The sequence below is a fragment of the Streptomyces sp. NPDC048603 genome, from assembly GCF_043199475.1.
Lineage (GTDB): Bacteria > Actinomycetota > Actinomycetes > Streptomycetales > Streptomycetaceae > Streptomyces.
Map to the genome: position 1 here is coordinate 142,610 of NZ_JBICVY010000011.1, position 26,466 is coordinate 169,075.

At 70.8% G+C, this 26,466-nt stretch carries 24 protein-coding genes; 13 read left to right on the forward strand and 11 right to left on the reverse strand.

Features of this window, described 5'->3' with window-relative positions:
* Positions 1-132: 132 nt before the first annotated feature.
* The 3 genes from ACGFQ9_RS27180 to nirD are packed head-to-tail and all read left to right on the forward strand — an operon-like array spanning position 133 to position 4,351.
* Positions 133-1,500: an NAD(P)/FAD-dependent oxidoreductase gene (locus ACGFQ9_RS27180; protein ID WP_393577310.1), complete on the forward strand. Its 1,368-nt coding sequence runs from the start codon at positions 133-135 to the stop codon at positions 1,498-1,500.
* Entirely contained in the window at positions 1,497-4,022 is a 2,526-nt protein-coding gene (gene nirB, locus ACGFQ9_RS27185) for a nitrite reductase large subunit NirB (protein ID WP_393577312.1), read from the forward strand. The genes ACGFQ9_RS27180 and nirB overlap by 4 nt, the downstream gene beginning before the upstream one ends.
* Positions 4,019-4,351 carry a nitrite reductase small subunit NirD gene (gene nirD, locus ACGFQ9_RS27190; protein WP_393577314.1) on the forward strand — a complete coding sequence of 111 codons (333 nt, stop codon included), beginning with the start codon at positions 4,019-4,021 and terminating at the stop codon, positions 4,349-4,351. Before nirB ends, nirD begins: the two co-directional genes overlap by 4 nt.
* Before the next feature lie 35 nt (positions 4,352-4,386).
* On the opposite strand, the gene ACGFQ9_RS27195 is transcribed toward nirD, so the two are convergent.
* Together ACGFQ9_RS27195 and ACGFQ9_RS27200 are read right to left on the reverse strand one after the other, a co-directional pair.
* Positions 4,387-4,797: a VOC family protein gene (locus ACGFQ9_RS27195; protein WP_393577315.1), complete on the reverse strand. Its 411-nt coding sequence runs from the start codon at positions 4,795-4,797 to the stop codon at positions 4,387-4,389.
* A gap of 138 nt (positions 4,798-4,935) precedes the next feature.
* Complete coding sequence (locus ACGFQ9_RS27200) at positions 4,936-5,391, reverse strand: group III truncated hemoglobin (RefSeq protein ID WP_393577317.1); 456 nt, start codon at positions 5,389-5,391, stop codon at positions 4,936-4,938.
* A gap of 249 nt (positions 5,392-5,640) precedes the next feature.
* On the opposite strand from ACGFQ9_RS27200, the gene ACGFQ9_RS27205 reads away from it, so the two are divergent.
* Complete coding sequence (locus ACGFQ9_RS27205; protein WP_393577318.1) at positions 5,641-6,801, forward strand: alkaline phosphatase PhoX; 1,161 nt, start codon at positions 5,641-5,643, stop codon at positions 6,799-6,801.
* 89 nt (positions 6,802-6,890) lie between these two features.
* Here the strand turns inward: ACGFQ9_RS27205 and ACGFQ9_RS27210 are convergent, their stop codons facing one another.
* From ACGFQ9_RS27210 to dusB, 3 genes are all read right to left on the reverse strand, one after another.
* Positions 6,891-7,895: an ArsR/SmtB family transcription factor gene (locus ACGFQ9_RS27210; protein WP_393577320.1), complete on the reverse strand. Its 1,005-nt coding sequence runs from the start codon at positions 7,893-7,895 to the stop codon at positions 6,891-6,893.
* 468 nt (positions 7,896-8,363) lie between these two features.
* Positions 8,364-11,078: a pyruvate, phosphate dikinase gene (ppdK, locus tag ACGFQ9_RS27215; protein ID WP_393577321.1), complete on the reverse strand. Its 2,715-nt coding sequence runs from the start codon at positions 11,076-11,078 to the stop codon at positions 8,364-8,366.
* A 365-nt stretch (positions 11,079-11,443) separates the two neighbouring features.
* A complete protein-coding gene (gene dusB / locus ACGFQ9_RS27220; RefSeq protein ID WP_393577323.1) occupies positions 11,444-12,604 on the reverse strand; it encodes a tRNA dihydrouridine synthase DusB in 1,161 nt (386 codons plus the stop codon).
* A gap of 34 nt (positions 12,605-12,638) precedes the next feature.
* On the opposite strand from dusB, the gene ACGFQ9_RS27225 reads away from it, so the two are divergent.
* Positions 12,639-14,102, forward strand: a complete 1,464-nt coding sequence (locus ACGFQ9_RS27225) for an MFS transporter (RefSeq protein ID WP_393577324.1) — start codon at positions 12,639-12,641, stop codon at positions 14,100-14,102.
* Between the two features lie 39 nt (positions 14,103-14,141).
* Here the strand turns inward: ACGFQ9_RS27225 and ACGFQ9_RS27230 are convergent, their stop codons facing one another.
* Entirely contained in the window at positions 14,142-14,588 is a 447-nt protein-coding gene (locus ACGFQ9_RS27230) for a MarR family winged helix-turn-helix transcriptional regulator (protein ID WP_393577326.1), read from the reverse strand.
* A 90-nt stretch (positions 14,589-14,678) separates the two neighbouring features.
* Between ACGFQ9_RS27230 and ACGFQ9_RS27235 the strand changes: the two genes are divergently transcribed.
* The 4 genes from ACGFQ9_RS27235 (at position 14,679) to ACGFQ9_RS27250 (ending at position 17,582) form a co-directional block, all read left to right on the forward strand.
* Complete coding sequence (locus ACGFQ9_RS27235; RefSeq protein WP_393577327.1) at positions 14,679-15,026, forward strand: DoxX family protein; 348 nt, start codon at positions 14,679-14,681, stop codon at positions 15,024-15,026.
* A gap of 65 nt (positions 15,027-15,091) precedes the next feature.
* Positions 15,092-16,129: an aldo/keto reductase gene (locus ACGFQ9_RS27240; RefSeq protein WP_393577329.1), complete on the forward strand. Its 1,038-nt coding sequence runs from the start codon at positions 15,092-15,094 to the stop codon at positions 16,127-16,129.
* 20 nt (positions 16,130-16,149) lie between these two features.
* Positions 16,150-16,734, forward strand: a complete 585-nt coding sequence (locus ACGFQ9_RS27245) for a TetR/AcrR family transcriptional regulator (protein ID WP_393577330.1) — start codon at positions 16,150-16,152, stop codon at positions 16,732-16,734.
* Between the two features lie 134 nt (positions 16,735-16,868).
* Positions 16,869-17,582, forward strand: coding sequence for a VC0807 family protein (locus tag ACGFQ9_RS27250; RefSeq protein ID WP_393577331.1), 714 nt, complete (start codon positions 16,869-16,871; stop codon positions 17,580-17,582).
* A gap of 67 nt (positions 17,583-17,649) precedes the next feature.
* Here ACGFQ9_RS27250 and ACGFQ9_RS27255 read toward each other — a convergent pair whose 3' ends face one another.
* Positions 17,650-19,032, reverse strand: coding sequence for a glycine--tRNA ligase (locus ACGFQ9_RS27255; protein WP_393577333.1), 1,383 nt, complete (start codon positions 19,030-19,032; stop codon positions 17,650-17,652).
* 141 nt (positions 19,033-19,173) lie between these two features.
* On the opposite strand from ACGFQ9_RS27255, the gene ACGFQ9_RS27260 reads away from it, so the two are divergent.
* From ACGFQ9_RS27260 to ACGFQ9_RS27275, 4 genes are read left to right on the forward strand one after another with little or no spacing between them, the layout of a single operon-like run.
* Positions 19,174-20,139 (forward strand): metal ABC transporter substrate-binding protein, encoded by a 966-nt coding sequence (locus tag ACGFQ9_RS27260; RefSeq protein ID WP_393577334.1) that lies wholly within the window; start codon positions 19,174-19,176, stop codon positions 20,137-20,139.
* A 23-nt stretch (positions 20,140-20,162) separates the two neighbouring features.
* Entirely contained in the window at positions 20,163-20,957 is a 795-nt protein-coding gene (locus ACGFQ9_RS27265) for a metal ABC transporter ATP-binding protein (RefSeq protein ID WP_393577336.1), read from the forward strand.
* Positions 20,957-21,853, forward strand: a complete 897-nt coding sequence (locus ACGFQ9_RS27270) for a metal ABC transporter permease (RefSeq protein ID WP_393577338.1) — start codon at positions 20,957-20,959, stop codon at positions 21,851-21,853. Before ACGFQ9_RS27265 ends, ACGFQ9_RS27270 begins: the two co-directional genes overlap by 1 nt.
* 52 nt (positions 21,854-21,905) lie before the next feature.
* Positions 21,906-22,337 carry a Fur family transcriptional regulator gene (locus ACGFQ9_RS27275; protein ID WP_393577339.1) on the forward strand — a complete coding sequence of 144 codons (432 nt, stop codon included), beginning with the start codon at positions 21,906-21,908 and terminating at the stop codon, positions 22,335-22,337.
* A 7-nt stretch (positions 22,338-22,344) separates the two neighbouring features.
* Here the strand turns inward: ACGFQ9_RS27275 and ACGFQ9_RS27280 are convergent, their stop codons facing one another.
* The 4 genes from ACGFQ9_RS27280 to ACGFQ9_RS27295 form a co-directional block, all read right to left on the reverse strand.
* Positions 22,345-22,908, reverse strand: a complete 564-nt coding sequence (locus ACGFQ9_RS27280; protein WP_393577341.1) for a YcxB family protein — start codon at positions 22,906-22,908, stop codon at positions 22,345-22,347.
* A 26-nt stretch (positions 22,909-22,934) separates the two neighbouring features.
* Positions 22,935-23,762, reverse strand: a complete 828-nt coding sequence (locus tag ACGFQ9_RS27285) for an isoprenyl transferase (protein ID WP_393577342.1) — start codon at positions 23,760-23,762, stop codon at positions 22,935-22,937.
* Between the two features lie 23 nt (positions 23,763-23,785).
* On the reverse strand, positions 23,786-24,532 hold the full coding sequence (gene recO, locus ACGFQ9_RS27290; protein WP_393577344.1) for a DNA repair protein RecO: 747 nt from the start codon (positions 24,530-24,532) through the stop codon (positions 23,786-23,788).
* A 93-nt stretch (positions 24,533-24,625) separates the two neighbouring features.
* Complete coding sequence (locus ACGFQ9_RS27295) at positions 24,626-26,176, reverse strand: nucleobase:cation symporter-2 family protein (protein ID WP_393577345.1); 1,551 nt, start codon at positions 26,174-26,176, stop codon at positions 24,626-24,628.
* Between the last annotated feature and the right edge of the window lie 290 nt (positions 26,177-26,466).

Consider the following 26,466-nt stretch of genomic DNA (forward strand, 5'->3'; position numbering starts at 1 on the left):
CGGCATCAGAAGATCCTTAAGCCTGGCTTGAGCGAGCCCTCACGGGCGCTTAACCCGGCCTGGGAGACGGGCGTTCCGTCCGGGTAACAACGGCGATCCCGACGGGAAACAGCGGGCCCGCACGCTCATGGCATGACCTGGCGACAGCAGCGTGTGGTGGTGGTCGGCGGCGGCCTCGCGGGACTCCGCCTCGCCCAGCGGCTCGGCCCCGCCCCGATGGCGGTGACCGTGCTCGGCGAGGAGACGCACGCCCCGTACAACCGGGTGCTGCTCGCGGAGATCCTCGCGGGACGGTACGCGCCCGAGGTCGCGGCCCTGCCCTCGGCCGGACCGGGGCTGCGGCGCGGGGTCCGGGTGGTCCTGATCGACCGGGACGAGCGGCTGGTGCACGGCGACGACGGCTCCGTCGAGCCCTACGACGTCCTGGTGCTGGCCACCGGGTCCAACCCGGTGCTGCCGCCACTTCGCGGGCTGTTCGAACCCGGCGAGCGCGAACTGCCCGACGGCGTGCACCCCTTCCGCACCATGGACGACTGCACGGCCCTGTCGGACGCGGTCCGGCCGGGCGTCCGCGCGGTGGTGATCGGCGGCGGGCTGCTGGGCGTCTCGGCGGCCCGGGCACTGGCCGCGCGGGGTGCACAGGTGGTCCTGGCCCAGCAGGGCGAGCGGCTGATGGAACGCCAGCTGGACGAGGACGCCTCCGCACTGCTGCGGTCCCACCTGACCGGGCTCGGCGTGGAAGTCCACACGGAGTGCCGCGTCCGCGCGCTGCTCACGGACCCACCGGGCTCCGGCCCCTCGCCCGGAATCCGGACCGGAGCCCGCCGGGTCACCGGGGTGGAACTCGCCGACGGCTACCGGCTGGACGCCGACCTGGTCGTCCTCGCCTGCGGCGTGCGGCCCCGCGTGGGCCTGGCCCGGGCGGCCGGGCTCGACGTACGGCAGGGCGTGCTCGTCGACGACGAGCTGCGCACCAGCGACCCCCGGATCCACGCGATCGGCGACTGCGCCGAGCACGACGGGCAGGTCTACGGCCTGGCCGGTCCGGCCCTGGAACAGGCCGACGTCCTGGCCTCGATCCTGCTGGGCGGCGCGGGCGGCGCCGGAAGCGGCGCCGAAGCCGGAGCCACCGTGCCCGGCCCCGGTCAGGGGGCCGGGGCCGGGCACGGCCCGGAAACCGGAAGCCGCCGGTACACCGGCACCCGCGCCCTGACCCGGCTCACCCTCGACCACGGGCCCGCCGGGCCCGCCCCGCTGGACCTCGCCGCCTTCGGCGAGACCACCCCGCTCCCCGGCGACCACGTCGTCCGGCTGACCGACGCGACCCGGCGGACCCACCGGCAGGTCGTGGTCCGCGGCGACCGGCTCGTCGGCGGGGTGCTCCTCGGCGAGCTCTCCGCCGTGGGAACCCTCGCCCGCGCCTGGGAGGGCGACGAAACCCTGTCCGCCACGGACGGGCTGATCCACCTGCTCACCGACGACGGAGGCTCCTCACGATGACCAAGCCCACGATCCTGCTCATCGGGCACGGCATGGTCGGCCAGCGCTACCTCGAAGCACTCGCCGAGCGCGGGACGACCCGCACCCACCGCGTCGTCGTGCTCGCCGAGGAGCCCCGGCCCGCCTACGACCGGGTCCACCTCACCTCGTACTTCTCCGGCAGCACCCCCGAGGAACTGTCCCTCACCCCGCCCGGGTTCCTGGCGGAGCACGGCATCGAGCTGCACCTCGGCGACCCCGCCACCGCCGTGGACCGGGCCGCGCGCACCGTGACCACCGGATCCGGGCGGGCCTTCGCGTACGACGTCCTGGTCCTCGCCACCGGCTCGTACCCGTTCGTGCCGCCCGTCCCCGGCAAGGAGGCCCCGGGCTGCTTCGTCTACCGGACCATCGAGGACCTGCTCGCCATCGAGGAGTACGCCAAGGGCCGCACCCGGGGCGCGGTGGTCGGCGGCGGCCTGCTCGGGCTGGAGGCGGCCGGGGCCCTGCAGGGCCTCGGACTGGCCACCCGGATCGTCGAGTTCGCGCCCCGGCTGATGCCCGTGCAGGTCGACGAGGGCGGCGGCGCCGCCCTGCTGCGGACCATCGAGGGCATGGGCCTGACCGTGCACACCGGGGTCGGCACCCAGGAGGTGGTCACCGGACCGGACGGATCGGTCAGCGGCATGCTGCTCTCGGACGGGACGACGGTCGGCACCGAGCTGGTGGTCTTCTCCGCCGGCGTCCGCCCCCGCGACCAGCTGGCCCGGGACTGCGGCCTCGACGTCGGCGAACGCGGCGGCATCACCGTGGACGCCCGCTGCCGCACCTCCGACCCGCACGTCTACGCCATCGGCGAGTGCGCGCTGGCCGCCGACGGCCGGGTCTACGGGCTGGTCGCCCCCGGCTACGAGATGGCCGAGACCGCCGCCGACGACCTGCTCGGCCGGGACCGGGAGTTCACCGGCGCCGACCTGTCCACCAAGCTCAAGCTGCTCGGCGTGGACGTGGCCTCCTTCGGCGACGCCCACGGGACCACCGAGGGCAGCCTCGACGTGGTCTACTCCGACTCCCGCTCCGGCGTCTACAAGAAGCTGGTCGTCTCCCCGGACGGGGCCCTGCTCGGCGGCGTGCTGGTCGGCGACGCCGAGGCGTACGGCCTGCTGCGCCCGCTGACCGGCAGCGTCCCGCCGGTGTCGCCCGAGCAGCTGGTGCTGCCCGCCGGAGCCGGCGCGCCCGCCGCCCTCGGCCCGGCCGCACTGCCGGACACCGCGGTGATCTGCTCCTGCCACAACGTGACCAAGAAGGAGATCGCCGCCTGCGCCACCCTCGCCGAGGTGAAGAAGTGCACCCGGGCGGGCACCGGCTGCGGCTCCTGCGTGAAGGTGATCGGCCAACTGCTCCCGGCGAGCACCGAGAAGGGGCTCTGCGGCTGCTTCCCCTTCACCCGCGCCGAGCTCTACGAGATCGTCCGCACCCGCCGCCTGACCTCGTACGAGGAAGTCCTCGACGGGCACGGCCGGGAGGAGGCCAGGGGCGGCGACGGCTGCGAGACCTGCAAGCCGGCCGTCGGCTCGATCATCGCCTCCCTCGCGCCGAGCATCGGCGCCAGCGGCTACGTCCTCGCCGACGGGCAGGCGGCCCTGCAGGACACCAACGACCACTTCCTGGCGAACCTGCAGCGCAACGGCTCGTACTCGGTGGTCCCGCGGATCCCCGGCGGCGAGATCACCCCGGAGAAACTGATCGTGATCGGCGAGGTGGCCCGCGACTTCGGCCTCTACACGAAGATCACCGGCGGGCAGCGGATCGACCTGTTCGGCGCCCGGGTCGACCAGCTGCCGAAGATCTGGGCCCGGCTGGTGGACGCCGGTTTCGAGTCCGGGCACGCCTACGGGAAGGCCCTGCGCACGGTGAAGTCCTGCGTGGGGCAGACCTGGTGCCGGTACGGCGTCCAGGACAGCGTGCGCATGGCCATCGACCTGGAGCTCCGCTACCGGGGCCTGCGCGCCCCGCACAAGCTGAAGTCGGCGGTGTCCGGCTGCGCCCGGGAGTGCGCGGAGGCGCAGAGCAAGGACTTCGGCGTGATAGCCACGGCGAACGGCTGGAACCTGTACGTCGGCGGGAACGGCGGGGCCACCCCCCGTCACGCGGACCTGCTCGCCCAGGACCTGTCCGACGCCGAACTGGTCCGGCTGATCGACCGCTTCCTGATGTTCTACATCCGCACCGCCGACCGCCTGGAGCGGACCTCCACCTGGCTGGAGCGGCTGGAGGGCGGCCTGGACCACCTCCGGGACGTGGTCGTGCACGACTCGCTGGGGCTGTGCGCGGAACTGGAGGCCCTGATGGCCGATCACGTCGCCCACTACCGGGACGAGTGGGCGGCCACCCTGGACGACCCGGACCGGCTGCGGCGGTTCGTGTCCTTCGTCAACGCCCCGGGCGCCCCCGACCCGGCGGTGCAGTTCGTGCCCGAGCGGGACCAGGTCAAGCCCGACCTGACCGTCCTCACCCTGGAACCCCTGGGAGGGAACCGATGACCGTGGAACTGCGGGTGGCCGAGGGATGGCTGACCGTCTGCGAGCTCGCGCAGCTGCTGCCCGGGCGGGGGGTGGCGGCGCTGCTGCCCGACGGGAGCCAGGCCGCGGTCTTCGTGGACCGGGCCGGCCGCCCGTACGCGATCGGCAACCGGGATCCGTTCACCGGGGCGCAGGTGCTCTCGCGCGGCCTGCTGGGGGCGGCGGCGGGCCGGCCGTTCGTGGCCTCGCCGCTGCTCAAGCAGCGTTTCGACCTGGAGACGGGGCGCTGCCTGGACGACGGGGAGGTGGCGGTCCCCACCTATCCGGTGCGCACCGCCGCGACCTCGTAGCCCCGCTCCGGCGGCACCGCCGCGGCCGGCCGCCGTCAGCCCTGCGCGGCGGCCGCGTCCATCCAGACGACCTCCCACAGGTGGTGGTCGAGGTCCTCGAAGGTGCGGCCGTACATGAAGCCGTACTCCATGGCCGGCCGCGGCTCGGTGGCGCCGCCGGCGAGGGCGCCGTCCACCAGCTCGTCGACCCGCTCGCGGCTGTCCGCGCTCAGCGCGAAGATGCCCTGGGCGGTGCGGGCAGTGTCCGCGATCTCCTTGGTGGTGAACTCCCTGAACTTGGCCTCGGTCAGCAGCATCGCGAAGATCGTGTCGCTGAAGACCAGACAGGCCGCGGTGTCGTCGGTGAACTGCGGATTGAAGGAGTAGCCGAGCTTCTCCCAGAAGGCCTTGGCCGCGTCCAGGTCCTTGACGGGGAGGTTCACGAAGATCATCTGCGGCTGGGACATCTCGGTCTCTTCTCTCTCGGGCTGCCGTGTGGTGCTGCCGTGTGGTGCTGTCGAGAGGTAGACCGGAGGCGGCGGGGAAACTCATCGCTCCCGGCGAGGTTTTTTCAAAGATTCCCCGAGGATCCGCGAAAGCGCAGGTCAGACGAGGGAGGAGCGCAGCGCCAGGACGGCCAGCGGCACGAAGCCCGGCCCGTCCCCGGTGAGAGGAGCGTCCTCTCCCGCCAGCCGCCTGTGCAGGGTGAGCGCGATCCGCTCGCCCTGGTCCTTGGCCCGCTCGGCGAGCGGCCCCCCGAACAGCCCGTCGACGGCGGCCCGCCACAGCTGCACCCAGCGTCCGAAGTCCTCCGCCGTCATCGGGTGCACCGAGTGCAGGGCCTCGTGCGGGGCCAGGGCATCCCCCCGGTAGCCGGCCGTGCGGAACAGCGCGCGCTCCCAGAAGTCGGTGATCCGGGGCAGGTGGGCCTCCAGGTCGGTGCCCGCGATCCGGGTGAAGAACGGACCGATCAAGGGGTCGGCGAAGGCCGCCGTGTAGAAGCGGCGAAGCAGGACGTCGAGGTCCGACCGCCCGGCGATATCGGAGCGTGTTCCGTTCATCTCTCCACCATCCTCGCGCATCCGCGGTCCTTCCAGGGCACGAAGTCGCAGAATGGCGCGACGTCCGGAAAACGCCGCTGCGGGGCGGGGCGGCGGTCATCCGGTGACACGGCGATTGAACTCCGGCCGGTCGCCCCTGCGTCATGAGGAATTGACGTGCAGTCAATTCTGGACTCCTAGGTTCCGAGGCGCGCATGACCCCGAGCGGCCGTCCGGCCCCGCGGGGCCTTCCTCCCCACAGGAGTGACCGTGGAACGTCGTACCTTCCTGCGCGGTGCCGTGATCGGCACGTCGGCCGCCGCCTTCGGCGGCACCCTGATGCGCGGCGCGGCCTACGCGGCCCCCGCTCAGCCCGGCCCCGGCCCCTACGGGGCGCTGGGTGCGGCGGACGCGAACGGCATCATGCTCCCCAGCGGCTTCACCAGCCGGGTGATCGCCCGGTCCGGCCAGACCGTGAGCGGCACCTCGTACACCTGGCACAACGCTCCCGACGGCGGTGCATGTTTCACCGACGGCCCGGGCTGGATCTACGTCTCCAACTCCGAGATCAACCCCTCCGGCGGCGCGAGCGCCGTCCGCTTCGACTCCTCCGGCACGGTCACCGGCGCGTACCGGATCCTTTCCAACACCCGGCAGAACTGCGCGGGCGGCAAGACCCCGTGGAACACCTGGCTGTCCTGCGAGGAGGTCAGCCTGGGCTACGTGTACGAGACCGACCCGTACGGGGTGAACGCGGCCGTGCGGCGGGCCGCGATGGGCCGCTTCAAGCACGAGGCCGCGGCCGCCGACCCGGTCCGCCAGGTCGTCTACCTGACCGAGGACGAGACGGACGGCTGCTTCTACCGCTTCATCCCCACCACCTGGGGCAGCCTCTCCTCCGGCACCCTCCAGGTCCTCAAGGCCGGCAGCGGCACCTCCGGCTCCTTCACCTGGCAGACCGTGCCGGACCCGGACGGCTCCCCGACGGTGACCCGCAACCAGGTCTCCGGGGTCAAGCGGTTCAACGGCGGCGAGGGCTGCCACTACGCCAACGACACCGTCTGGTTCACCACCAAGGGCGACAACCGGGTCTGGCAGCTGAACCTGGCGAACAGCACCTACGAGCTGGCCTACGACGACTCCCTGGTGGTGGGCGGCGGCGCCCCGCTGACCGGCGTCGACAACGTCACCGGCTCCTCCTTCGGCGACCTGTACGTGGCCGAGGACGGCGGCAACATGGAGATCTGCGTGATCACCCCGGACGACGTGGTCGCGCCGTTCCTGCGGATCACCGGCCAGTCCTCCTCAGAGATCACCGGCCCGGCCTTCTCCCCCGCCGGCAACCGTCTGTACTTCTCCAGCCAGCGCGGTACGAGCGGCAGCTCCTCGGGCGGCATCACCTACGAGGTGACGGGCCCGTTCCGGACCTGAGCCCCCGCCCGGGCGGCCGAGCGGCACCCGGGCACCCCGCCTGACGGCCGCACCCCGCCCGGGTCCTCCCGGCCGGGGTGCGGCCGCGTTCAGGAGGCCACCGCCCCACCCTTCAGCAGGGCCGCGCCCAGCGGGGTCACGGTGTGCAGCACCGCGTTGCCCCGGCGCAGGGTGGTGACCAGGCCGGCCTCGCGCATCACGCAGGCGTGCTGGCTGGCGGAGGCCAGGGAGACCCCGGCCCGGCGGGCCAGCTCGCTGGTGGTGGCGCCGTCGCCGATGGCCCGCAGCACCACCGAGCGGGTGTGCCCGACCAGCTTGCCCAGGGTGCGCACGCGCTGCTCGTCGGGGCAGGCCGGGCGGACCGCGTCCACCCCGGCCGAGGCCGAGGCCAGCTCGGCCGCCGCCGGGTACACCAGCACCGGGGGCAGCTCGGGGTCCTGCAGGGTGACGGCGGTGCGCCGGCAGAAGAACGACGGCTGGAGCAGCAGCCCGCGCCCGGCCAGCCTGACGTCCCGGTCCACCGGGTAGTCGCACTCCAGCACCGGCGCCCGCCAGCGCAGCATCGGCGGCAGGGAGGCCAGCAGCTCGTCCGCGCCGCCGTCGAGCAGGGCCCGCCCGCGGGCGGCCCGCTCCGCCTCGATCTGGGCCTGGATATGGGTCCAGTACGGCTCCACGGCGGCCCGGTGATAGCCGCGGAGCTCCCGCAGCAGCCGGGGCAGCAGCTGGGTACCGCCGTCGGCGAACTCGCGCAGCCGGGGTGGCAGCGGAGCTCCGGCGGCCACCAGGGACAGCTCCTTGCGGAGCCGTTCGTCCCGGATGCCGCGGAGCGCGTCGAGCCCGACGTCCCACCCGTAGCGGCCCTCGGCCGGGGTCAGGAAATCGGGGAAATAGCCGCGACTCGGTATGAGCGCACCGAGGAGTCGTATTTCACTATTCAACCGGCTCCGCGCTTCAGTACGCCATTCACCGAACAACCGGGCGTCCCGCCTGTCTCTTAGGCGGTGAAAACTAAGAATCGTTTCCCACAACGCATCGGGACGCCCTGCCATCCGTACGCGTGCCAGGTCCACTCCAGTGAAATGGATACGCAGCACCGAACCCCCACCTGTGCAACCGCAATCCCCCCGCCCCATGAGTATGCACGCAGTCACACCACGTCACCACGCCCTTTCGGCCACAGTTGAAACCCCTTTCGGCAGGGGTGTGACAACCGAAATGCTGTACTCCGCCGGGCACACTCCGGCGCGACCGAAACGCTCCGCGAAGGCCGTGGGGGGCTTTGCGGGGCCTGGCGGTCGGTCGCACCGGGAAGCGCCGACGTGACCGGCAGATTGACAGCAGGCGGTGGACGGGTGGGGATCCGTCCGCCGCCTGCTGCGTTGAATAGTGGTTGAACAACAAAAATGTTGCGCGCCTGCCCTCGGGGGTCAGGGAACCCGGGGGCAGGCGCGCGGTCGGTGGGCCGGCCGTCCCGTCAGGGTCCGTCTTGGACCTGATGACCCGTCGTGGACCTGGTGGTCCGTCATGTCCGACGGGACGGCCGGAGTCGTGGGGGTGGGGGGTCAGCGGCTGTCGGAGCCCTTGTCGCCCTCCGCCGCGGCCCGGCCGGCCTCCAGGCGCGCCACCGGGATGCGGAACGGCGAGCAGGAGACGTAGTCGAGGCCGACCTCGTGGAAGAAGTGCACCGACTCGGGGTCGCCGCCGTGCTCGCCGCAGACGCCGAGCTTGAGGTCGGGGCGGGTGGCCCGGCCCAGCTTGGCGGCGTGCCGGACCAGGGAGCCGACGCCGTCCCTGTCGATGGTCTCGAACGGCGAGACCCCGAAGATGCCCTTCTCCAGGTAGGCGGTGAAGAAGCTGGCCTCGACGTCGTCGCGGGAGAAGCCCCACACCGTCTGGGTCAGGTCGTTCGTGCCGAAGGAGAAGAACTGGGCGGCCTCGGCGATCTGGTCGGCGGTCAGCGCGGCGCGCGGCAGCTCGATCATGGTGCCGATGGTCAGCTTGAGGCTGGTGCCGGTGGCGGCCTCGACCTCGGCGATGATCGCGTCGGCCTCCTCGCGGACGATCTCCAGCTCCTGGACGGTGCCGACGAGCGGGATCATGATCTCGGCGCGCGGGTCGCCCTTGGCGTCCTTGCGGATGGCCGCGGCCTCGGCGATCGCCCGGACCTGCATGGCGAACAGGCCGGGGATGACCAGGCCGAGGCGGACGCCGCGCAGACCCAGCATCGGGTTCTGCTCGTGCAGCTTGTGCACGGCCTGGAGCAGGCGCAGGTCGTTCTCGTTGGGGTCCTTGCGGGCCTCGGCGAGGGCGACCCGGACCGACAGCTCGGTGATGTCGGGCAGGAACTCGTGGAGCGGCGGGTCGAGCAGGCGGACGGTGACGGGCAGGCCGTCCATCGCCTCGAACAGCTCGACGAAGTCCTTCTTCTGCAGCGGCAGGAGGGCACTGAGTGCCTCCTCGCGCTCGGACTCGGTGTCGGCCAGGATCAGGCGCTCGACCATCTCGCGGCGCTCGCCGAGGAACATGTGCTCGGTGCGGCACAGGCCGATGCCCTGGGCGCCGAACCGGCGGGCGCGCAGCGCGTCCTCGGCGTTGTCGGCGTTGGCGCGGACGCGCAGCCGGCGGACCCCGTCGGCGTAGGACATGATCCGGTGCACCGCGCCGATGAGCTCGTCGGCCTCGTCGGCGCCGGCGTGCATGCGGCCCTCGAAGTACTCGACGACCGGGGAGGGTACGACGGGTACCTCGCCGAGGTAGACCTTGCCGGTGGAGCCGTCGATGGAGACGACGTCACCCTCCTCGATGACCTGGCCGGCGGAGGTGGTCAGGCGGCGGCGCTTGGTGTCGACGTCGAGGTCCTCGGCGCCGCAGACGCAGGTCTTGCCCATGCCGCGGGCGACGACGGCGGCGTGCGAGGTCTTGCCGCCGCGGGAGGTCAGGATGCCCTCGGAGGCGATCATGCCGTCCAGGTCGTCCGGGTTGGTCTCGCGGCGGATCAGGATGACCTTCTCGCCGGAGCGGGACCACTTCACGGCCGTGTAGGAGTCGAACACGGCCTTGCCGACGGCGGCGCCCGGGGAGGCGGCGATGCCGCGGCCGAGCAGCTCCGTCTTCGCCTGGTCGTCGAAGCGCGGGAACATCAGCTGGGCGAGCTGGGCGCCGTTGACCCGGCGGAGCGCCTCGGCCTCGTCGATCAGGCCCTGGTCCACCAGCTGGGTGGCGATGCGGAAGGCGGCGCCGGCGGTGCGCTTGCCGACCCGGGTCTGGAGCATCCACAGCTGGCCGCGCTCGATCGTGAACTCGATGTCGCAGAGGTCCTTGTAGTGGGTCTCCAGCGTCTCCATGATCTGCATCAGCTGGTCGTAGGACTTCTTGTCCAGCTGCTCCAGGTCGGAGAGGGGCACCGTGTTGCGGATGCCGGCGACGACGTCCTCGCCCTGCGCGTTCTGCAGGTAGTCGCCGTAGACGCCCTGGTGGCCGCTGGCGGGGTCGCGGGTGAAGGCGACGCCGGTGCCGGAGTCCGGGCCGAGGTTGCCGAAGACCATCGAGCAGACGTTGACGGCGGTGCCCAGGTCGCCGGGGATGCGCTCCTGGCGGCGGTAGAGCTTGGCGCGGTCGGTGTTCCAGGAGTTGAAGACCGCCTCGACGGCGAGGTCCAGCTGCTCGCGGGCGTTCTGCGGGAACTCGCGGCCGGCCTCCTTGGCCACGATCTTCTTGAAGGCCTTGACCAGCTTCTTGAGGTCGGCGGCGTCGAGGTCGGTGTCGACGGTGACCTTCTTGGCGGCCTTGGCCTCGTCGAGGGCGTCCTCGAAGAGCTCGCCCTCGACGCCGAGGACGGTCTTGCCGAACATCTGGATGAGGCGGCGGTACGAGTCCCAGGCGAAGCGCTCGTTGTCGGCCTGCTTGGCGAGGCCCACGACCGACTCGTCGGACAGGCCGATGTTGAGGACCGTGTCCATCATGCCGGGCATGGAGAACTTGGCGCCGGACCGGACGGAGACCAGCAGCGGGTCGTCGGACTGGCCGAGCTTCTTGCCCATCTTCGCCTCGAGGGCCTGCAGGTGGGCGGTGACCTCGTCGCGCAGCGCGGCCGGGGCCTCACCGCTGTCCAGGTACACCTTGCAGGCGTCGGTGGTGATGGTGAAGCCGGGAGGCACCGGGAGACCCAGGTTGGTCATCTCGGCGAGGTTGGCACCCTTGCCGCCGAGAAGGTCCTTGAGGTCGCGGTTGCCTTCGGTGAAGTCGTAGACGAACTTCTGATCTTTGTTTTCCGACACGGGTCTCGACTCCTCGAGGACTCGGTGGCTGCCCTGACGGCGAGGAACATACCCAGATCGAAGGCTTCTGGGTACGTCCACTTGGTCGTCATGTGCCCGTAACCGGCCCACTGCCACCAGATCGAAAGTAACTGGCGAGTAGCCAAATCCTCCTAAGAGCTTTCACCTCCCGAACGGGAAAGTGCCATCTGAGGCGTGATCCCGCTCGGATGAGCGATCATCGATACATTTGCCTTCAAGAGTTGAACGAACAAAGGGTGGCACCCAGTGCCACCCTTTGGAAGTCATAGCCGTGATTTGAGCGCTCATCTGAGCGCAACCCACCCCATGCGTGGCGTATCTCACGCCGCGCGCTGAGGGGATTCTCAGCCTCCGGACGTATCCAGCTCTGCGTCTTCACTCACTCCAGCGCAGTCATAGGGATCCTTGAGCCAGCCTTCAGGCAGGACAACCCGGTTGTTTCCGGACGTCCGGCCGCGCGGACCGTCGGCACCCTCGGGCCAGGGCTGGTCCAGATCAAGCTCGCTCAGATGAGCGTCCAGTTCGGACAGGGAGGACGTGACCGCCAGCTTCTTCCGCATCTCGGATCCGACCGAGAATCCCTTGAGGTACCAGGCCACGTGCTTACGGAAGTCGATCACACCGCGGGCCTCGTCGCCGATCCACTCCCCCAGCAGGGTCGCGTGGCGGATCATGACCGCGGCGACCTCCCGGAGCGAGGGGGCGTAGTAGTCCTGCGTACGACCCTCGAAGGCCGCCACCAGGTCGTTGAACAGCCAGGGCCGGCCCAGGCAGCCGCGGCCGACCACCACACCGTCGCAGCCGGTCTCCCGGACCATCCGCAGCGCGTCCTCGGCACACCAGATGTCCCCGTTGCCCAGCACCGGGATCTCCGGCACGTGCTCCTTGAGCCGTGCGATGGCCTCCCAGTCGGCGGTGCCGCCGTAGTGCTGGGCGGTGGTCCGCCCGTGCAGGGCTATCGCGGTGACGCCCTCCTCGACGGCGATCCGGCCCGCGTCCAGGTAGGTCAGGTGGTCGTCGTCGATGCCCTTGCGCATCTTCATCGTCACCGGCAGGTCGCCGGCCCCGGTGACCGCCTCGCGGAGGATCGCGCGGAGCAGGTTCCGCTTGTACGGGAGCGCGGAGCCGCCCCCCTTCCGGGTGACCTTGGGCACCGGGCAGCCGAAGTTCAGGTCGATGTGGTCGGCCCGGTCCTCCTCGACGATCATCCGGACGGCCTTGCCCACGGTGGCGGGGTCCACCCCGTACAGCTGAATCGACCGGGGTTTTTCCGCGGCGTCGAAGTGGATCAGCTGCATGGTCTTCTCGTTGCGCTCGACCAGCGCGCGCGTCGTGATCATCTCGCTGACGAACAACCCCTTGCCGCCCGAGAACTCGCGGCAGAGCGTGCGGAACGGGGCGTTGGTGATGCCGGCCATGGGAGCGAGCACCACCGGCGGCTGCACGGTGTGCGGGCCGATCGCGAGGGCGGGGGGGAGCGTGGTCATCCCCCCATTGTCGCGCATGCCGTGTTGATCAGGTGTCCGTACGATCGGCGGCATGAGCGAGACCGGCCACCGGCACCGCATGGTGATCCTGGCGATCTGCTGCCTGAGCCTGCTGATCGTCAGCCTCGACAACACCGTCCTGAACGTCGCCCTGCCACAGATGCGGCGGGACCTCGACGCCCCCGTGTCGGGCCTGCAGTGGACCATCGACGCCTACACGCTGACGATGGCCGCGCTGCTGATGCTGGCCGGGTCCACGGCCGACCGGATCGGCCGCCGCAAGGTCTTCGTGGCCGGCCTGGTCATGTTCCTGCTGGGGTCGCTGCTGTGTTCGCTGGCGCCCGGTCTGGAGTGGCTGATCGCCTTCCGGGTGGTCCAGGCCGTGGGTGCGGCCATGCTCAACCCGGTCGCCATGTCGATCATCGCCAACACCTTCACCGAGCCGGCCGCGCGGGCCCGCGCGATCGGCGTCTGGGGCGGGGTGGCGGGCATCGCGATGGCGGCCGGCCCGCTGGTGGGCGGTGTCCTCGTGGACACCGTGGGATGGCGGTCCATCTTCTGGCTGAACCTGCCGATCGGTCTGGTCGCGCTGGTGCTGACCCTGCGGTTCATCCCCGAGTCTCGGGCCCCGCGGCCCCGCCGGCCCGACCCGGTGGGACAGGTCCTGATCATGGCCCTGCTGGGCTCGGTGACGTACGGGATCATCGAGGCGCCGGCGGCCGGGATCCGCTCCGGTCTGGTGCTGGGCTGCGCGGTGGTCGCCCTGGCCTCCTTCGTCGGGCTGCTGGTGTACGAGCCCCGGCGGGCGGACCCGCTGATCGACCCGCGGTTCTTCCGGAGCGCCCCGTTCAGCGGTGCGGTGCTGATCGCGATCTGCGCCTTCGCGGGACTCTCCGGCTACCTCTTCCTGACCACCCTCTACCTGCAGGACGTCCAGGGCCTGGACGCCCTGCACGCCGGCCTGTGGATGCTTCCTCTGGCGCTGATGACCTGCCTGATCGCCCCGTTGTCGGGGCGGCTGGTGGGCAGCCGGGGCCCGCGGCTGCCGCTGGTGGTGGCGGGCCTGGGGATGGGGTCGAGCGCGCTGCTGTTCGCCGCGTTCTCGGCCGGGGAGCAGTCCTGGCTGATGCTGACCGCCTACCTGCTGTTCGGCCTCGGCTTCGGCATGGTCAACTCACCGATCACCAACACGGCGGTCTCGGGCATGCCGCGTTCCCAGGCGGGGGTGGCGGCGGCGGTCGCCGCGACCAGCCGGCAGACCGGCGGCACGCTGGGCGTGGCGGTGGTCGGTTCGGTGCTGGCGGCCGGTCTGGCGCGGGGCGGTGACTTCGCGGAGGCCGCCCGGCCCGCCTGGTGGATCATCACGATCTGCGGGGCGCTCACCCTGGTGCTGGGCGTGCTGAGCAGCGGCGCCTGGGCACGCGCGACGGCCGCCCGGACGGCGGCGGCCCTGGAGGAGCCGCCGGCCGGTCCGGGTCCGGCCGCGATGGCCTCCGGCCCGCCCCGGTCCGAGTGACCGCACGTACGCCGGGCGTTCGGCGTGCGTGCGGCGCGGCTACTCGCCGCAGGTGAAGTCCTCCGCGGAGGAGTTCACCCGGCCGAGGAGGGTGCGCAGCTGCTCGCACTCCTCGTCGGAGAGGTTCCCGAAGATGCCGCGTTCGACCTCGTCGAGCGCGGCGTTCGTCTGTCCGAGGGCGGCCGAGCCGCTGCCGGTGATCGCCACGATGTGGCGGCGCCGGTCGGCCGGATCCCGGCGGCGCTCCACCAGGCCCTCGGTCTCCAGGTCGTTGAGGATGCCGACGAGCACGCTCGGGTCGACCTCCAGCCGTTCGGCGAGCGCGCGCTGACCGACCGGTCCGGCGTCCAGGTGCATGAGTGTCATGGCGTGCCGGGGGGTGAGGCCCGCCGCGCCGAGCGCCTTGCGGATCCGCGTCTCGGTGACCGAGCCGTGCCAGGCCAGCTGCAGGCCGAGGCGGCGCATGGGATCCGGATCCGTCGTCATGTGAGCACCGTATCAGCGCAGGAATGATTGCACTCTGACAATCATTGATGCTATTCAATGGTTCACCGCTCAAGACCATTGGAGTTGCTCATGTTCATCGCCTTCGCCGTCGTCTCGGCGCTCCTCGCCCTCGCCCTGGCCGCCTCCGCCACCCTGACGTTCCGGCGGCACCCGCAGATCGCCGACAACATGCGCCGGCTGAACGTCCCCGCTTCCTGGCTGCCCCGGCTGGCCGCGGTGAAGGCGGCGGGCGCGATCGGGCTGGTCGCGGGACTCTGGGTGGCCCCGCTGGGGATCGCCGCCGCGATCGGGGTGGTCCTGTTCTTCGCCGGTGCGGTGATCACCCACCTGCGGGCGGCGGACAGGGAGGTGGCTCCGGCGGTGGTGCTGGGCCTGCTGGCCGGCGCCTCGCTCACCCTCGGCATCCTCACCACCTGACCCGATCGGAGGAATGACTGCTGACAGATGTTGAAATCTGTCAGCAGTCATGCCATTCTCGTTCCATGACCACTCATGCGAGCACCCCTCAGCACCGCACGCTCGGCTCCACCGGCCCGTCCGTCTTCCCCCTCGGACTCGGCTGCATGGGCATGTCCGCCCTCTACGGCGAGGCGGACCGCGCCGAGTCGATCGCCACCATCCACGCCGCCCTGGAGGCCGGGGTCACCCTGCTCGACACGGGCGACTTCTACGGCATGGGGCACAACGAGCTGCTGATCGCCGAGGCCCTCCGCACGGCGCCGCGAACCGCCCGCGAGCAGGCCCTCACCAGCGTCAAGTTCGGAGCCCTGCGCACGGTGGAGGGCGGCTTCACCGGATACGACGGCCGCCCGGAGGCCGTGAAGAACTTCCTGGCCTACTCGCTGCAGCGGCTCGGCCGGGACCACATCGACATCTACCGGATCGCCCGGGTCGACCCCGACGTGCCGATCGAGGAGACGATCGGCGCGATCGCCGAGGCCGTGGAGGCCGGACACGTCCGGCACATCGGGCTCTCCGAGGTCGGCGCCGACACCATGCGCCGGGCGGCCACCGTGGCCCCCATCGCCGACCTGCAGATCGAGTACTCGCTGATCTCCCGCGGCATCGAGGCGGAGATCCTGCCCACCGCCCGCGAGCTGGGCATCGGCGTCACGGCGTACGGCGTCCTCTCCCGCGGCCTGATCAGCGGGCACTTCACCCGGGACCGGCTGCTCGGCCCCGGCGACTTCCGCGGCATGAGCCCCCGCTTCCAGGGCGAGAACCTGGACCACAACCTCGCCCTGGTGGAGTCGCTGCGCAAGGTCGCCGAGGACAAGGGCGTCAGCGTGGCCCAGACGGCCATCGCCTGGGTGCTCGCCCAGGGCCCGCGGCACGGGGTGGACATCGTCCCGCTGGTCGGCGCCCGCCGGCGGGACCGGCTGGCCGAGGCGCTCGGCGCGCTGCAGGTGGAGCTCGGCCCGGAGGACCTGGCCGCCGTCGAGGCGGCCGTGCCCGCCGGATCGGCCGCCGGGGAGCGCTATCCGGCCGCCCAGATGGCCCACCTCGACAGCGAGCACTGAGCGCCCGGTACGGTCGAGACATGCCGCCCGAAGCCCTGACCCCCGACCGCATCCTCGAAGTCACCGAGGACGTGCTGCGCCGCTACGGCCCGGCCAAGGCCACCGTGGTCGACGTGGCACGGGCGCTGGGGGTCAGTCACGGCAGCGTGTACCGGCACTTCCCCTCGAAGGCGGCGCTGCGCGAGGCGGTGACCGGCCGATGGCTGGGCAGGACGGTCGGGCGGCTGGCGGAGATCGCCGCCGCTCCCGCCGAACCGGCTCCCTCCAAGCTGGAGTCCTGGCTGGAGGCGCTGTTCGAGGCCAAGCGGCACAAGGCGGGAGACGATCCGGAGCTGTTCGCCACGTACACGGTGCTGCTGTCCGAGAACAGCGGTGTGGTCGACGCCCACCTCGCCGAGCTGGTCGACCAGCTCACCGGGATCATCGAGGAGGGGGTGGCCGCGGGCACCCTGTCCGCCGCCGACGCCCCGGCCTCGGCGCGCGCCGTCTTCGACGCCACCGCCCGGTTCCACGACCCGCAGTACGCGCCCGAGTGGCAGAGCCCCACCATCGCCGCGGAGTTCGAGGCGGTCTCGTCCCTGGTGATCCGGGGGCTTCGGGCCTGACCACGCCGACGCCTTCCGGAATGCCTGATTCCGAAGATTTTGGCGATCATTTGGCCCTGACGTGGTGTTTTCACGCCATGCCGTGACCTAGCTTCCCCCCGACCGCACTCATTTGCTCTTTCTCAGGGGGAAGCATGTCCACGGCGTCCGTTCCGGGCACCCGCCCGGAACCACCCGCCCGTTCCGGATCCGCCGCCGCGATCGGCTGGGTCCTCACCATCCTGCTCAACGTCGTCGCGCCGATCCTCACCTACAACACGCTCAGGGACGACCACGGCTGGAGCGAGTTCGCCGCGCTGCTGGCCGGCAGCGTGTGGCCGGTGCTCGACACCGCCGTCATGGCGGCCTGGCGGCGCAAGCTCGACGAGTTCGCCATCGTCACGCTGGTGTTCATCGTCATCACGGCCGTGGTCTCGCTGGTCGGCGCCCACTCGGCCCGGGCGTTGCTGATCAAGGACTCCGGGGTCACCGGGCTGTTCGGGCTGCTGTGCCTGGCCACCCTGCTGGCGCCGCGCCCGCTGATGTTCTACTTCGGGCGGAAGTTCGCCACCGACGGCACGCCGGCGAGCACCGCCTGGTGGAACGGCCTGTGGCAGTTCGAGGGCTTCCGCCGGACCATGATCGTGATGACCACGGTGTGGGGCGTGGCCTATGTGGCCGAGGCCGGCGTGCGCATCGCCCTGGCGTACACACTCGACACCGACACCATGGTGACGCTCAGCCCGTTCATGATCTACGGCGTGCTGGGCGCGCTGGCCCTGTGGACCATGCGGTACGGCAAGCGGTCCCGGGCGCAGGGCGAGGCGCGGGCCGCCGCGGCGGCCGGGGCCGGGGGCTCCGCGTCCTGACCCGCGATCCGCGTACGACGAAGGGCCCGGTGCGCTCGCGCGCACCGGGCCCTTCGGGTGTCCGGACCTAGCAGCCCAGCAGGCGGGCGCCCAGGTAGCCCTGGATCTGGTCCAGGGAGACGCGCTCCTGCTTCATGGTGTCGCGCTCGCGCACGGTCACCGCGTTGTCGTCCAGGGTGTCGAAGTCGACGGTGACGCAGAACGGCGTACCGATCTCGTCCTGGCGGCGGTAGCGGCGGCCGATGGCGCCGGCGTCGTCGAACTCGATGTTCCAGAACTTGCGCAGGTCGGCCGCGAGGCCCTTGGCCTTCGGCGACAGCTTCTCGTTGCGGGACAGCGGCAGCACGGCGACCTTGACCGGGGCCAGGCGCGGGTCGAGGCGCATCACGGTGCGCTTCTCCATGACGCCCTTGGCGTTCGGGGCCTCGTCCTCGTTGTACGCGTCGAGCATGAAGGCGAGCATGGCGCGGTTGACACCGGCCGCCGGCTCGATGACGTACGGGACGTAGCGCTCGCCGGCCTCCTGGTCGAAGAACGACAGGTCCTGGCCGGACGCCTCGGAGTGGGCCTTGAGGTCGAAGTCGGTGCGGTTGGCCACGCCCTCGAGCTCGGAGAACTCACTGCCGCCGAAGTTGAAGCGGTACTCGATGTCGGCGGTGCGCTTCGAGTAGTGGGACAGCTTCTCCTTCGGGTGCTCGTACCAGCGGATGTTCTCCTCGCGGATGCCGAGGTCGCGGTACCAGTTCCACCGCTCCTGCATCCAGTACTCCTGCCACTGCTCGTCCTCGCCCGGCTTGACGAAGAACTCCATCTCCATCTGCTCGAACTCGCGGGTCCGGAAGATGAAGTTGCCCGGGGTGATCTCGTTGCGGAAGGACTTGCCCATCTGCGCGATGCCGAACGGCGGCTTCTTGCGGGAAGTCTGCTGCACCTGGGCGAAGTTGGTGAAGATGCCCTGGGCGGTCTCGGGGCGCAGGTACGCCTTGGAGCCGGTGTCCTGGGTCGGGCCGAGGTGCGTCTCCAGCATGCCGGAGAACTGCTTGGGCTCGGTGAACTGGCCCTTGGTGCCGCAGTTGGGGCAGTTGACGTCGGCCAGGCCGTTGGCGGGGACGCGGCCGTGCTTGGCCTCGTACGCCTCCTCCAGGTGGTCGGCGCGGTGGCGCTTGTGGCAGGAGGTGCACTCGGTCAGCGGGTCCGAGAAGGTCGCCACGTGACCGGAGGCCACCCAGACCTCGGGGGCGAGGATCACGGACGAGTCGATGCCGACGATGTCCTCACGCCCGGTGACCATGGCCTTCCACCACTGGCGCTTGATGTTCTCCTTGAGCTCGACACCCAGCGGTCCGTAGTCCCAGGCGGCACGCTGACCGCCGTAGATCTCGCTGCAGGGGTAGACGAAGCCACGGCGCTTGCTGAGGCTGACGATGGTGTCGATCTTGTCGGCGGCCACGATGCTCTCTTCATTACGAGGACGAACGCGAATGCCTCAGGTTACCGGCGTACGCCCCTCCCCCATCAAATCGGTTCCGCTTTTCCGGCCCCTCACCTGGGTTTTTGACAACGGTTTCCATCTTTGATGAAAATGGATGTCATGAACGTACGACGCCTCATACCCACCGCCGTCCTCGCCGGAGCCGTCGCCCTCGGGGCAACGGCACTGACCGCCTGCTCAGGAGCCGAAGCCGCGGGCGGCGGCAAGGACGGCAAGCTCGCCGTGACGGCGTCGTTCTACCCCATGCAGTTCCTCGCCGAGCAGATCGGCAAGGACCACGTGAAGGTCACCTCCCTGACCAAGCCGGGCGTCGAACCCCACGACCTGGAGATCACCCCGAAGCAGACCGCGCAGCTCGGCGAGTCCGACGTGGTGCTCTACCTCAGGAGCCTCCAGCCCGCCGTCGACAAGGCGGTCGGGCAGTCCGGCGTGAAGAACATCGTCGACGCCGGCACCCTCACCGACCTCAAGGCGCACGGCGCCGAAGGCCATGACGAGCACGAAGGCCATGCGGAGGGCGACGGCCACGACCACGGCGAGGCCGGCACGGACCCCCACATCTGGCTCGACCCGGTCAAGTACGCCGAGGTCGCCAAGGGCGTCGGCGCGGCCCTGGAGAAGGCCGACCCGGCCCACGCCGCCGACTACAAGAAGAACACCGAGGAGCTGACCGGCAAACTGGCCGCGCTCGACACGGAGTTCAAGAACGGTCTGGCGAACACCGCCGGCAAGACCTTCATCACCACCCACTCCGCTTTCGGCCACCTCGCCGAGCGCTACGGACTGGAGCAGGAGGGCATCTCCGGCGTCGACCCCGAGTCCGAGCCCAGCCCGGCCCGGATGAAGGAGCTGCAGGAGATCGCGAGGAAGGACAATGTCTCCACCGTGTTCTTCGAGACCCTGGCCAGCGACAAGACGGCCAAGACCCTCGCCGAGGACACCGGCCTGAAGACCGATGTCCTCGACCCCCTCGAGGGAATCACCGACAAGTCCCAGGGCGCTGACTACTTCGAGATCATGCGGTCCAACCTGAAGAACCTCCAGAAGGCGCTCGGAAGCAAGTGATGGCAGTTACGGAGGCGCGAGCCATGGATCCCACGCAGGCAGCCGCGGAAGCGGACACCCCCGTCATATCCCTGCGCGGTGCCACCGCCTCGCTCGGCTCCCGCCCCGTACTGCGCGGAGTCGACCTCACCGTACGACGCGGTGAGGTCGTCGCCCTGCTCGGCGCCAACGGCTCCGGCAAGTCCACCGCCGTGCGCGCCGTCGTCGGCCAGGTCCCGCTGACCTCCGGCGAACTCTCCCTGTTCGGCACCCCGTTCAAGAACTTCCGCGACTGGTCCCGGGTCGGCTACGTACCGCAGCGCACCACCGCGGCCAGCGGGGTCCCCGCCACCGTCCGCGAGGTGGTCTCCTCCGGCCGGCTGGCCCGCCGCCGGTTCGGCTTCCCGCGCGCCGCCGACAAGGCCGCCGTGGACCGCGCACTCGCCCTGGTCGACATGGACGGGTACGCCTCGGCCTCGGTGAACGCCCTCTCCGGCGGCCAGCACCAGCGGGTGCTGATCGCCCGCGCCCTCGCCGTGGAACCCGAACTCCTGATCATGGACGAGCCGATGGCCGGCGTGGACCTGGACAACCAGGAGGTCCTGGCCGGCGCGGTCCGGCAGCAGGTCGCCGCCGGCTCCACCGTCCTCCTCGTCCTGCACGAGCTCGGCCCGCTGGAGCCCCTGATCGACCGGGCCGTCGTCCTCCGCGACGGATGCGTCGTCCACGACGGAGCCCCGCCGGAGGCCGTGGGACAGCACGCACTGCCCGGCCACGACCACGTACACCCCCACGCGGCGCACGACGCCGAGCCGCTCCGGACGGGACTGCTGAGCTGATGGAAATCCTCGACTACGCCTTCATGCAGCGGGCCCTGATCGCGGCCGCGCTGGTCGGCATCACGGCCCCCGCCATCGGCACCTACCTGGTACAGCGGCGCCAGGCCGTCATGGGCGACGGCCTCGGCCACGTGGCCATGACCGGCGTCGCCCTCGGCTTCTTCTTCCAGGCCAGCCCCGTGTGGATGGCCACCCTGGTCGCCGTCCTCGGCGCGGTCGGCATGGAGCTGATCCGCTCGCGCGGCAAGACCAGCGGCGACGTCGCGCTCGCCATGCTCTTCTACGGCGGCCTGGCCGGCGGCGTCCTGATCATCAACATGGCCCCGGGCGGCTCCACCACCAACCTGGTCAGCGCCATGTTCGGCTCGATCACCACCGTCGCGCCCGAGGACGTCACCGCCATGGTGGTCCTCGCCGCGTTCGTCATCGCGGTCACCATCGGCCTGCGCAGGCAGCTGTTCGCGGTCTGCCAGGACGAGGAGTTCGCCCGCGTCACGGGCCTGCCGGTGCGGGCACTGAACCTGCTGATCGCGGTCACCGCCGCGGTCACCGTCACCGTCGCCATGCGGATCGTCGGCCTGCTGCTGGTCAGCGCCATGATGGTGATCCCGGTCGCCGCGGCGCAGCGGATGACCCGGGGCTTCGCCGCCACCCTGGGCCTGGCCATCGCGATCAGCGTGACCGTGTCGCTCACCGGCACGGCCGCCACGTACTGGATCGACGCCCCCTCCGGCGCCACCATCGTGCTGCTGGCCATCGCCGTGTTCATGGTCATGACGGCCCTGTCCACCCCACTGGCCCGCCGCCGGGCCCGGGCGGCGTCCGGTGGCGCGCCGGACGGGGAGCTGTGCACGCGGGACGGCGTCCAGGACGTCCAGGACGACGTAAGGGTCTAGGGCGCCGGGCGCGCCTGGCACAATGGGCCCAGGCCGATACGAGGAGGAACCGGTGGCGACTGCTCCTGGCGAGACGAATACCGCGCCAGTACGAGGACGCTCCACCCGGCAGCGCGCAGCCGTCGCGGCCGCTCTGGACGAGGTGGACGAGTTCCGCAGCGCCCAGGAGCTGCACGACATGCTCAAGCACCGCGGCGCCTCGGTGGGCCTGACCACCGTCTACCGCACCCTGCAGTCCCTGGCCGACGCCGGCGAGGTCGACGTGCTGCGCACGAGTGACGGCGAGTCCGTCTACCGGCGCTGCTCCACCGGCGAGCACCACCACCACCTGGTCTGCCGTTCGTGCGGCAAGGCCGTGGAGGTGGAGGGCCCGGCGGTGGAGAAGTGGGCCGACTCCATCGCGGCGGAGCACGGCTTCGTGAACGTCGCCCACACCGTGGAGATCTTCGGCACCTGCGCGGACTGCGCGGCTTCGGCCGGCTAGGGCCTGTCTAGAGCCGCTTGAGGTTCCGGTCCAGCAGCGCGCGGATCCGGTCCACGTCCGCGGGGTCCTGAGCACAGCGCTTCGGCAGCACCGCGACATCCAGGGACTGCTTGTCCCGGGAGAACAGCGCGAAGGTCGCCGGGGTCTCGACGTACCCGAGGATGCCGCTCCACCGGCGGAGGGTGGTGACGTCGGCGCTGTCGACGGTCACCCCGGTGGCGTCGACCACCGCCCGGTACCCCTGCATGGTCTCCAGGTACACGGAGAAGAGGCGGGCCTGCATGCGCGGCAGGGAGAACGCCACGTACCAGCAGCCGGCGGTGACGGCCACCAGCGCGATCGCGGCCGGGGGCAAGCCCCCCTCCAGCACGATCAGCGCGGCACCGAGCACCAGACCGAGCAGCCCCGCGACGATGAACCCGCGCGCCTGCTTTCCGCCGCCCGGGGTGCGCCGACGGGCCCGCAGGGCCTCCGTCAGCTCCCCCGCCGTCGGAACACCCGGCAGCTCGACCGTGTCCGCCGACGCCGGCTGCTGCATGTGAAACAGCTGATCCCCGCCCGTGTTGTCCATGAGCGGGGATCGTACGCGTGCTCTGATCAGCCGGCGGAGCCGGGTGCGTCCACCTGGTTGGGGATGGCTCCGCCGAAGCGGCGGTCGCGCTTGGCGTACTCCAGGCAGGCGTCCCACAGGTGCCGGCGGTCGAAGTCCGGCCACAGCACGCTCTGGAAGACCATCTCGGCGTACGCGCTCTGCCAGATCAGGTAATTGGAGGTGCGCTGCTCGCCGCTGGGGCGCAGGAACAGGTCCACGTCCGGCATGTCCGGGTAGTACAGGTACTTCGCGAGGGTCTTCTCGCTGACCTTCGACGGGTCGAGCCGGCCGGCCTTCACGTCCTCGGCCAGCGCCTGCGCGGCGTCGGCGATCTCGGCGCGGCCGCCGTAGTTCATGCAGAAGTACAGCGTCAGCTTGTCGTTGCCCTTGGTCTGCTCCTGGGCGATCTGGAGCTCCTTGGCGACCGACTTCCACAGCTTGGGCATCCGGCCCACCCAGCGCACCCGGATGCCGAGCTCGTCGAGCTGGTCGCGGGTCTTGCGGATGAAGTCGCGGTTGAAGTTCATCAGGAAGCGCACCTCGTCGGGCGAGCGCTTCCAGTTCTCGGTGGAGAAGGCGTAGAGGGAAATGTTGCGGACGCCCATCTCGATCGCGCCCTGGAGGACGTCCAGGACCCGCTCGGCGCCCACCTTGTGGCCCTCGGTGCGCGGCAGGCCCCGCTCCTTGGCCCAGCGGCCGTTGCCGTCCATCACGATCGCAACGTGCTGCGGCACCAGCTCGCCCGGGATCTTCGGCGGCACGGCCCCGGAGGGGTGCGGCTCGGGAAGCCTGTACTCGCGGCGGGAGCGTCCCAGGAATCCGCGTACTGCCATGGCGCTTTGGTCTCCGATCTCGGTCACTTCTCTACGTAACGCAAGGAACGCAGCCCACGCTCCAGATGCCAGTGCAGATAGGCGGAGACGAGTCCGCTCCCCTCGCGCACGTGCCGGGGCTCCGCCGCGTCGGCGGTCGCCCAGTCTCCCGTCAGCAGGGCGCTGAGCAGCCCGATGGCCTCAGCAGATGGTACGACGCTTCCGGGCACCCGGCAGTCGCCGCATATGACCCCGCCGGCGGCGACGGAGAAGTGCCGGTTGGGGCCGTGGATGCCGCATTTCGCACAGTCCTCGAAGGAGGGGGCGTAGCCGTTGACGGCGAGGGAGCGGAGCAGGAAGGCGTCCAGGATGAGGTGTGGGGCGTGCTCGCCGCGGGAGAGCGTGCGCAGGGCGCCCACGAGCAGCAGGTACTGCTGGACGGCGGGCTCGCCCTCGTTCTCGGTGAACCGCTCGGCGGTCTCCAGCATGGCCGTGCCGGCGGTGTAGCGGGCGTAGTCGGTGACGATGCCGTTGCCGTACGGGGCGATGATCTCGGTCTGGGTGCAGAGCGGGAGGCCGCGGCCGATCAGTTCGCTGCCGCGGGCGAAGAACTGCACGTCGGCGTGGGAGAAGGGCTCCAGCCGGGCCCCGAACTTGGACTTGGTGCGGCGCACGCCGCGGGCCACGGCCCGGACCCGTCCGTGTCCGCGCGTCAGCAGCGTGATGATGCGGTCCGCCTCACCCAGCTTCTGGGTGCGCAGCACGATGCCGTCGTCGCGGAACAGACTCATGCGCCCATTGTCCCCGGTGGGTCGGACAGCGATGGCCCCCGGCCGGACGTGGGTCCGGTCGGGGGCCATCACCCCTTGGGAGGATTCGGGGGATCAGCCCGCCGGGGTCTTGGCGGTCTCGCCCGCCTCACCGGCCTCGCCGGCCTCGCCGGAGGCGGCCTCCGGGGCGGCTGCGGGAGCGTCGGACTTGGCGCCGACCGTGGCCTCGACCTTCGCCTCGGCCTCGGCTCCGGCCGCGTCCGGGGCGGCGGCCGGGGCCGGGATCTCGGCCACCGCGCCGTGGGCATCCTCCTTGCCCAGACCGTTGAAGACCAGGTTCAGGAGGATGGCGGCCGTGGCACCGAGCGTCACGCCGCTGTCGAGCAGCGAGGCCAGGTCGGCGCTCATGTGCTCCTTGAAGTACAGCGGGACCGTGGCCGGGAAGAGCGCGAAGGCCAGGGAGACGCCGACGATCAGGGCGTTCTTCTCTTCCTTCAGGTCCACCTTGGCCAGCGTCTGGATACCGGCCAGGGCGACCATGCCGAACATGACGGTGGCGGCGCCGCCGAGGACTCCGTGCGGGACGGCGGCGACGATCGCGCCGGCCTTGGGCAGCATACCCAGGATGATCATGAACACGCCGGCGGCGACGACCACGAAGCGGCTCTTGACCTTGGTCATCCGGACCAGGCCGACGTTCTCGGCGAAGGCGACGTACGGGAAGGAGTTCAGCACACCGCCGAGGGCGGTGGCGGCGCCGTCGGCACGCAGGGCGCGGGCCACGGTCTCGCTGTCGACCTCCTTGCCGACGATGTCGCCGACGGCGTAGGTGTCACCGGTGGTCTCCACCATGGTGATCAGCATGACGATCAGCATGAGGACGATCGGGAACCACTCGAACTTCGGGGCACCGAAGTGGAACGGGGTGGTGATGCCGACCCAGTCCGCGTCGCTCACACCTCCGAACTTCGCGTCGCCGAGGACGAAGGCCGCGGCGGTGCCGCCGACCAGGCCGAGCAGGATGCTGATGCTGCGCAGGAAGGGCCCGCCGAACTTCATCAGGATCAGGATGAAGGCCATCGTGCCGGCCGCATAGGCGAGGTGGGTCGGGTCGCCGCCCTTCCCGACGATGGGGGCGCCGCCGACGGCGTCCCTGAGGCCCACCGGGATCAGGACCAGGCCGAGCACCGTGATCACGGTGCCCGTGACCACCGGCGGGAACAGCCGCATGACGGTGCGGAAGGCCTTGGGCGGCAGCCAGGCGAAGGCGAAGGTGGCGAGACCGGCCGTGATGACCGCTCCGTAGATCACCAGGAGGGCTGCGGTTCCGCCGCCGGCGCCGAGGCCGATGGCGATCATCGGAGAGACGGCCGTGAAGGTCACGCCCTGGATCAGCGGCAGGCGCGCACCGATCCGGCCGATGCCCCATGCCTGGATGATCGATGCGATACCGCAGGTGAACAGGTCCGCATTGATCAGATAGACCAGTTGCTCGGCATTCAGGCCCAGCGCGCTGCCCACGATGATCGGGACGATCACCGCGCCGGCGTAGAAAGCGAGTACGTGCTGGAAGCCATAGAGCGCCAGCTTGGGGACGGGGAGCACCTCGTCGACCGGGTGCGAGCTCTGCTTTCCGTCGGAAAGCCGGGCGGCGACACGTGCCATCTCTGCCTTGCCCTTCGGGGAGGTAAATGAGAGGAGATCTGGTTATCCCTGGCAAGGCGCGGATCGTGGTGCGTGGTTCCGCCAGGGTTGTCAGTGCATTCACGTGGATCGAAGCCGCGCTGTGTTACAGCAGGCGTCTCGTCGTGTGACCGGAATTGAAAGCCTGTGGGGGGCGCCACACCTATCGTCGACTTACACAAAGTGTTGACGTATGGAGATGTCGAATCTGTAGGTTTCTCCACTGGTGGCCGAGGAGCCGGAGGACTATGCGGAGGGGTTGGCGGACGATC

What these genes read in the sequence shown, in the direction of transcription:
- ACGFQ9_RS27180 (WP_393577310.1), top strand. Translation starts at nt 133, where the DNA reads ATGACCTGGCGACAGCAGCGTGTGGTGGTGGTCGGCGGCGGCCTCGCG.
- nirB (WP_393577312.1), top strand. Translation starts at nt 1,497, where the DNA reads ATGACCAAGCCCACGATCCTGCTCATCGGGCACGGCATGGTCGGCCAG.
- nirD (WP_393577314.1), top strand. Translation starts at nt 4,019, where the DNA reads ATGACCGTGGAACTGCGGGTGGCCGAGGGATGGCTGACCGTCTGCGAG.
- ACGFQ9_RS27195 (WP_393577315.1), bottom strand. Translation starts at nt 4,797, where the DNA reads ATGTCCCAGCCGCAGATGATCTTCGTGAACCTCCCCGTCAAGGACCTG.
- ACGFQ9_RS27200 (WP_393577317.1), bottom strand. Translation starts at nt 5,391, where the DNA reads ATGAACGGAACACGCTCCGATATCGCCGGGCGGTCGGACCTCGACGTC.
- dusB (WP_393577323.1), bottom strand. Translation starts at nt 12,604, where the DNA reads ATGCGCGACAATGGGGGGATGACCACGCTCCCCCCCGCCCTCGCGATC.
- ACGFQ9_RS27225 (WP_393577324.1), top strand. Translation starts at nt 12,639, where the DNA reads ATGAGCGAGACCGGCCACCGGCACCGCATGGTGATCCTGGCGATCTGC.
- ACGFQ9_RS27230 (WP_393577326.1), bottom strand. Translation starts at nt 14,588, where the DNA reads ATGACGACGGATCCGGATCCCATGCGCCGCCTCGGCCTGCAGCTGGCC.
- ACGFQ9_RS27235 (WP_393577327.1), top strand. Translation starts at nt 14,679, where the DNA reads ATGTTCATCGCCTTCGCCGTCGTCTCGGCGCTCCTCGCCCTCGCCCTG.
- ACGFQ9_RS27240 (WP_393577329.1), top strand. Translation starts at nt 15,092, where the DNA reads ATGACCACTCATGCGAGCACCCCTCAGCACCGCACGCTCGGCTCCACC.
- ACGFQ9_RS27245 (WP_393577330.1), top strand. Translation starts at nt 16,150, where the DNA reads ATGCCGCCCGAAGCCCTGACCCCCGACCGCATCCTCGAAGTCACCGAG.
- ACGFQ9_RS27250 (WP_393577331.1), top strand. Translation starts at nt 16,869, where the DNA reads ATGTCCACGGCGTCCGTTCCGGGCACCCGCCCGGAACCACCCGCCCGT.
- ACGFQ9_RS27260 (WP_393577334.1), top strand. Translation starts at nt 19,174, where the DNA reads ATGAACGTACGACGCCTCATACCCACCGCCGTCCTCGCCGGAGCCGTC.
- ACGFQ9_RS27265 (WP_393577336.1), top strand. Translation starts at nt 20,163, where the DNA reads ATGGATCCCACGCAGGCAGCCGCGGAAGCGGACACCCCCGTCATATCC.
- ACGFQ9_RS27270 (WP_393577338.1), top strand. Translation starts at nt 20,957, where the DNA reads ATGGAAATCCTCGACTACGCCTTCATGCAGCGGGCCCTGATCGCGGCC.
- ACGFQ9_RS27280 (WP_393577341.1), bottom strand. Translation starts at nt 22,908, where the DNA reads ATGGACAACACGGGCGGGGATCAGCTGTTTCACATGCAGCAGCCGGCG.
- ACGFQ9_RS27285 (WP_393577342.1), bottom strand. Translation starts at nt 23,762, where the DNA reads ATGGCAGTACGCGGATTCCTGGGACGCTCCCGCCGCGAGTACAGGCTT.
- recO (WP_393577344.1), bottom strand. Translation starts at nt 24,532, where the DNA reads ATGAGTCTGTTCCGCGACGACGGCATCGTGCTGCGCACCCAGAAGCTG.
- ACGFQ9_RS27295 (WP_393577345.1), bottom strand. Translation starts at nt 26,176, where the DNA reads ATGGCACGTGTCGCCGCCCGGCTTTCCGACGGAAAGCAGAGCTCGCAC.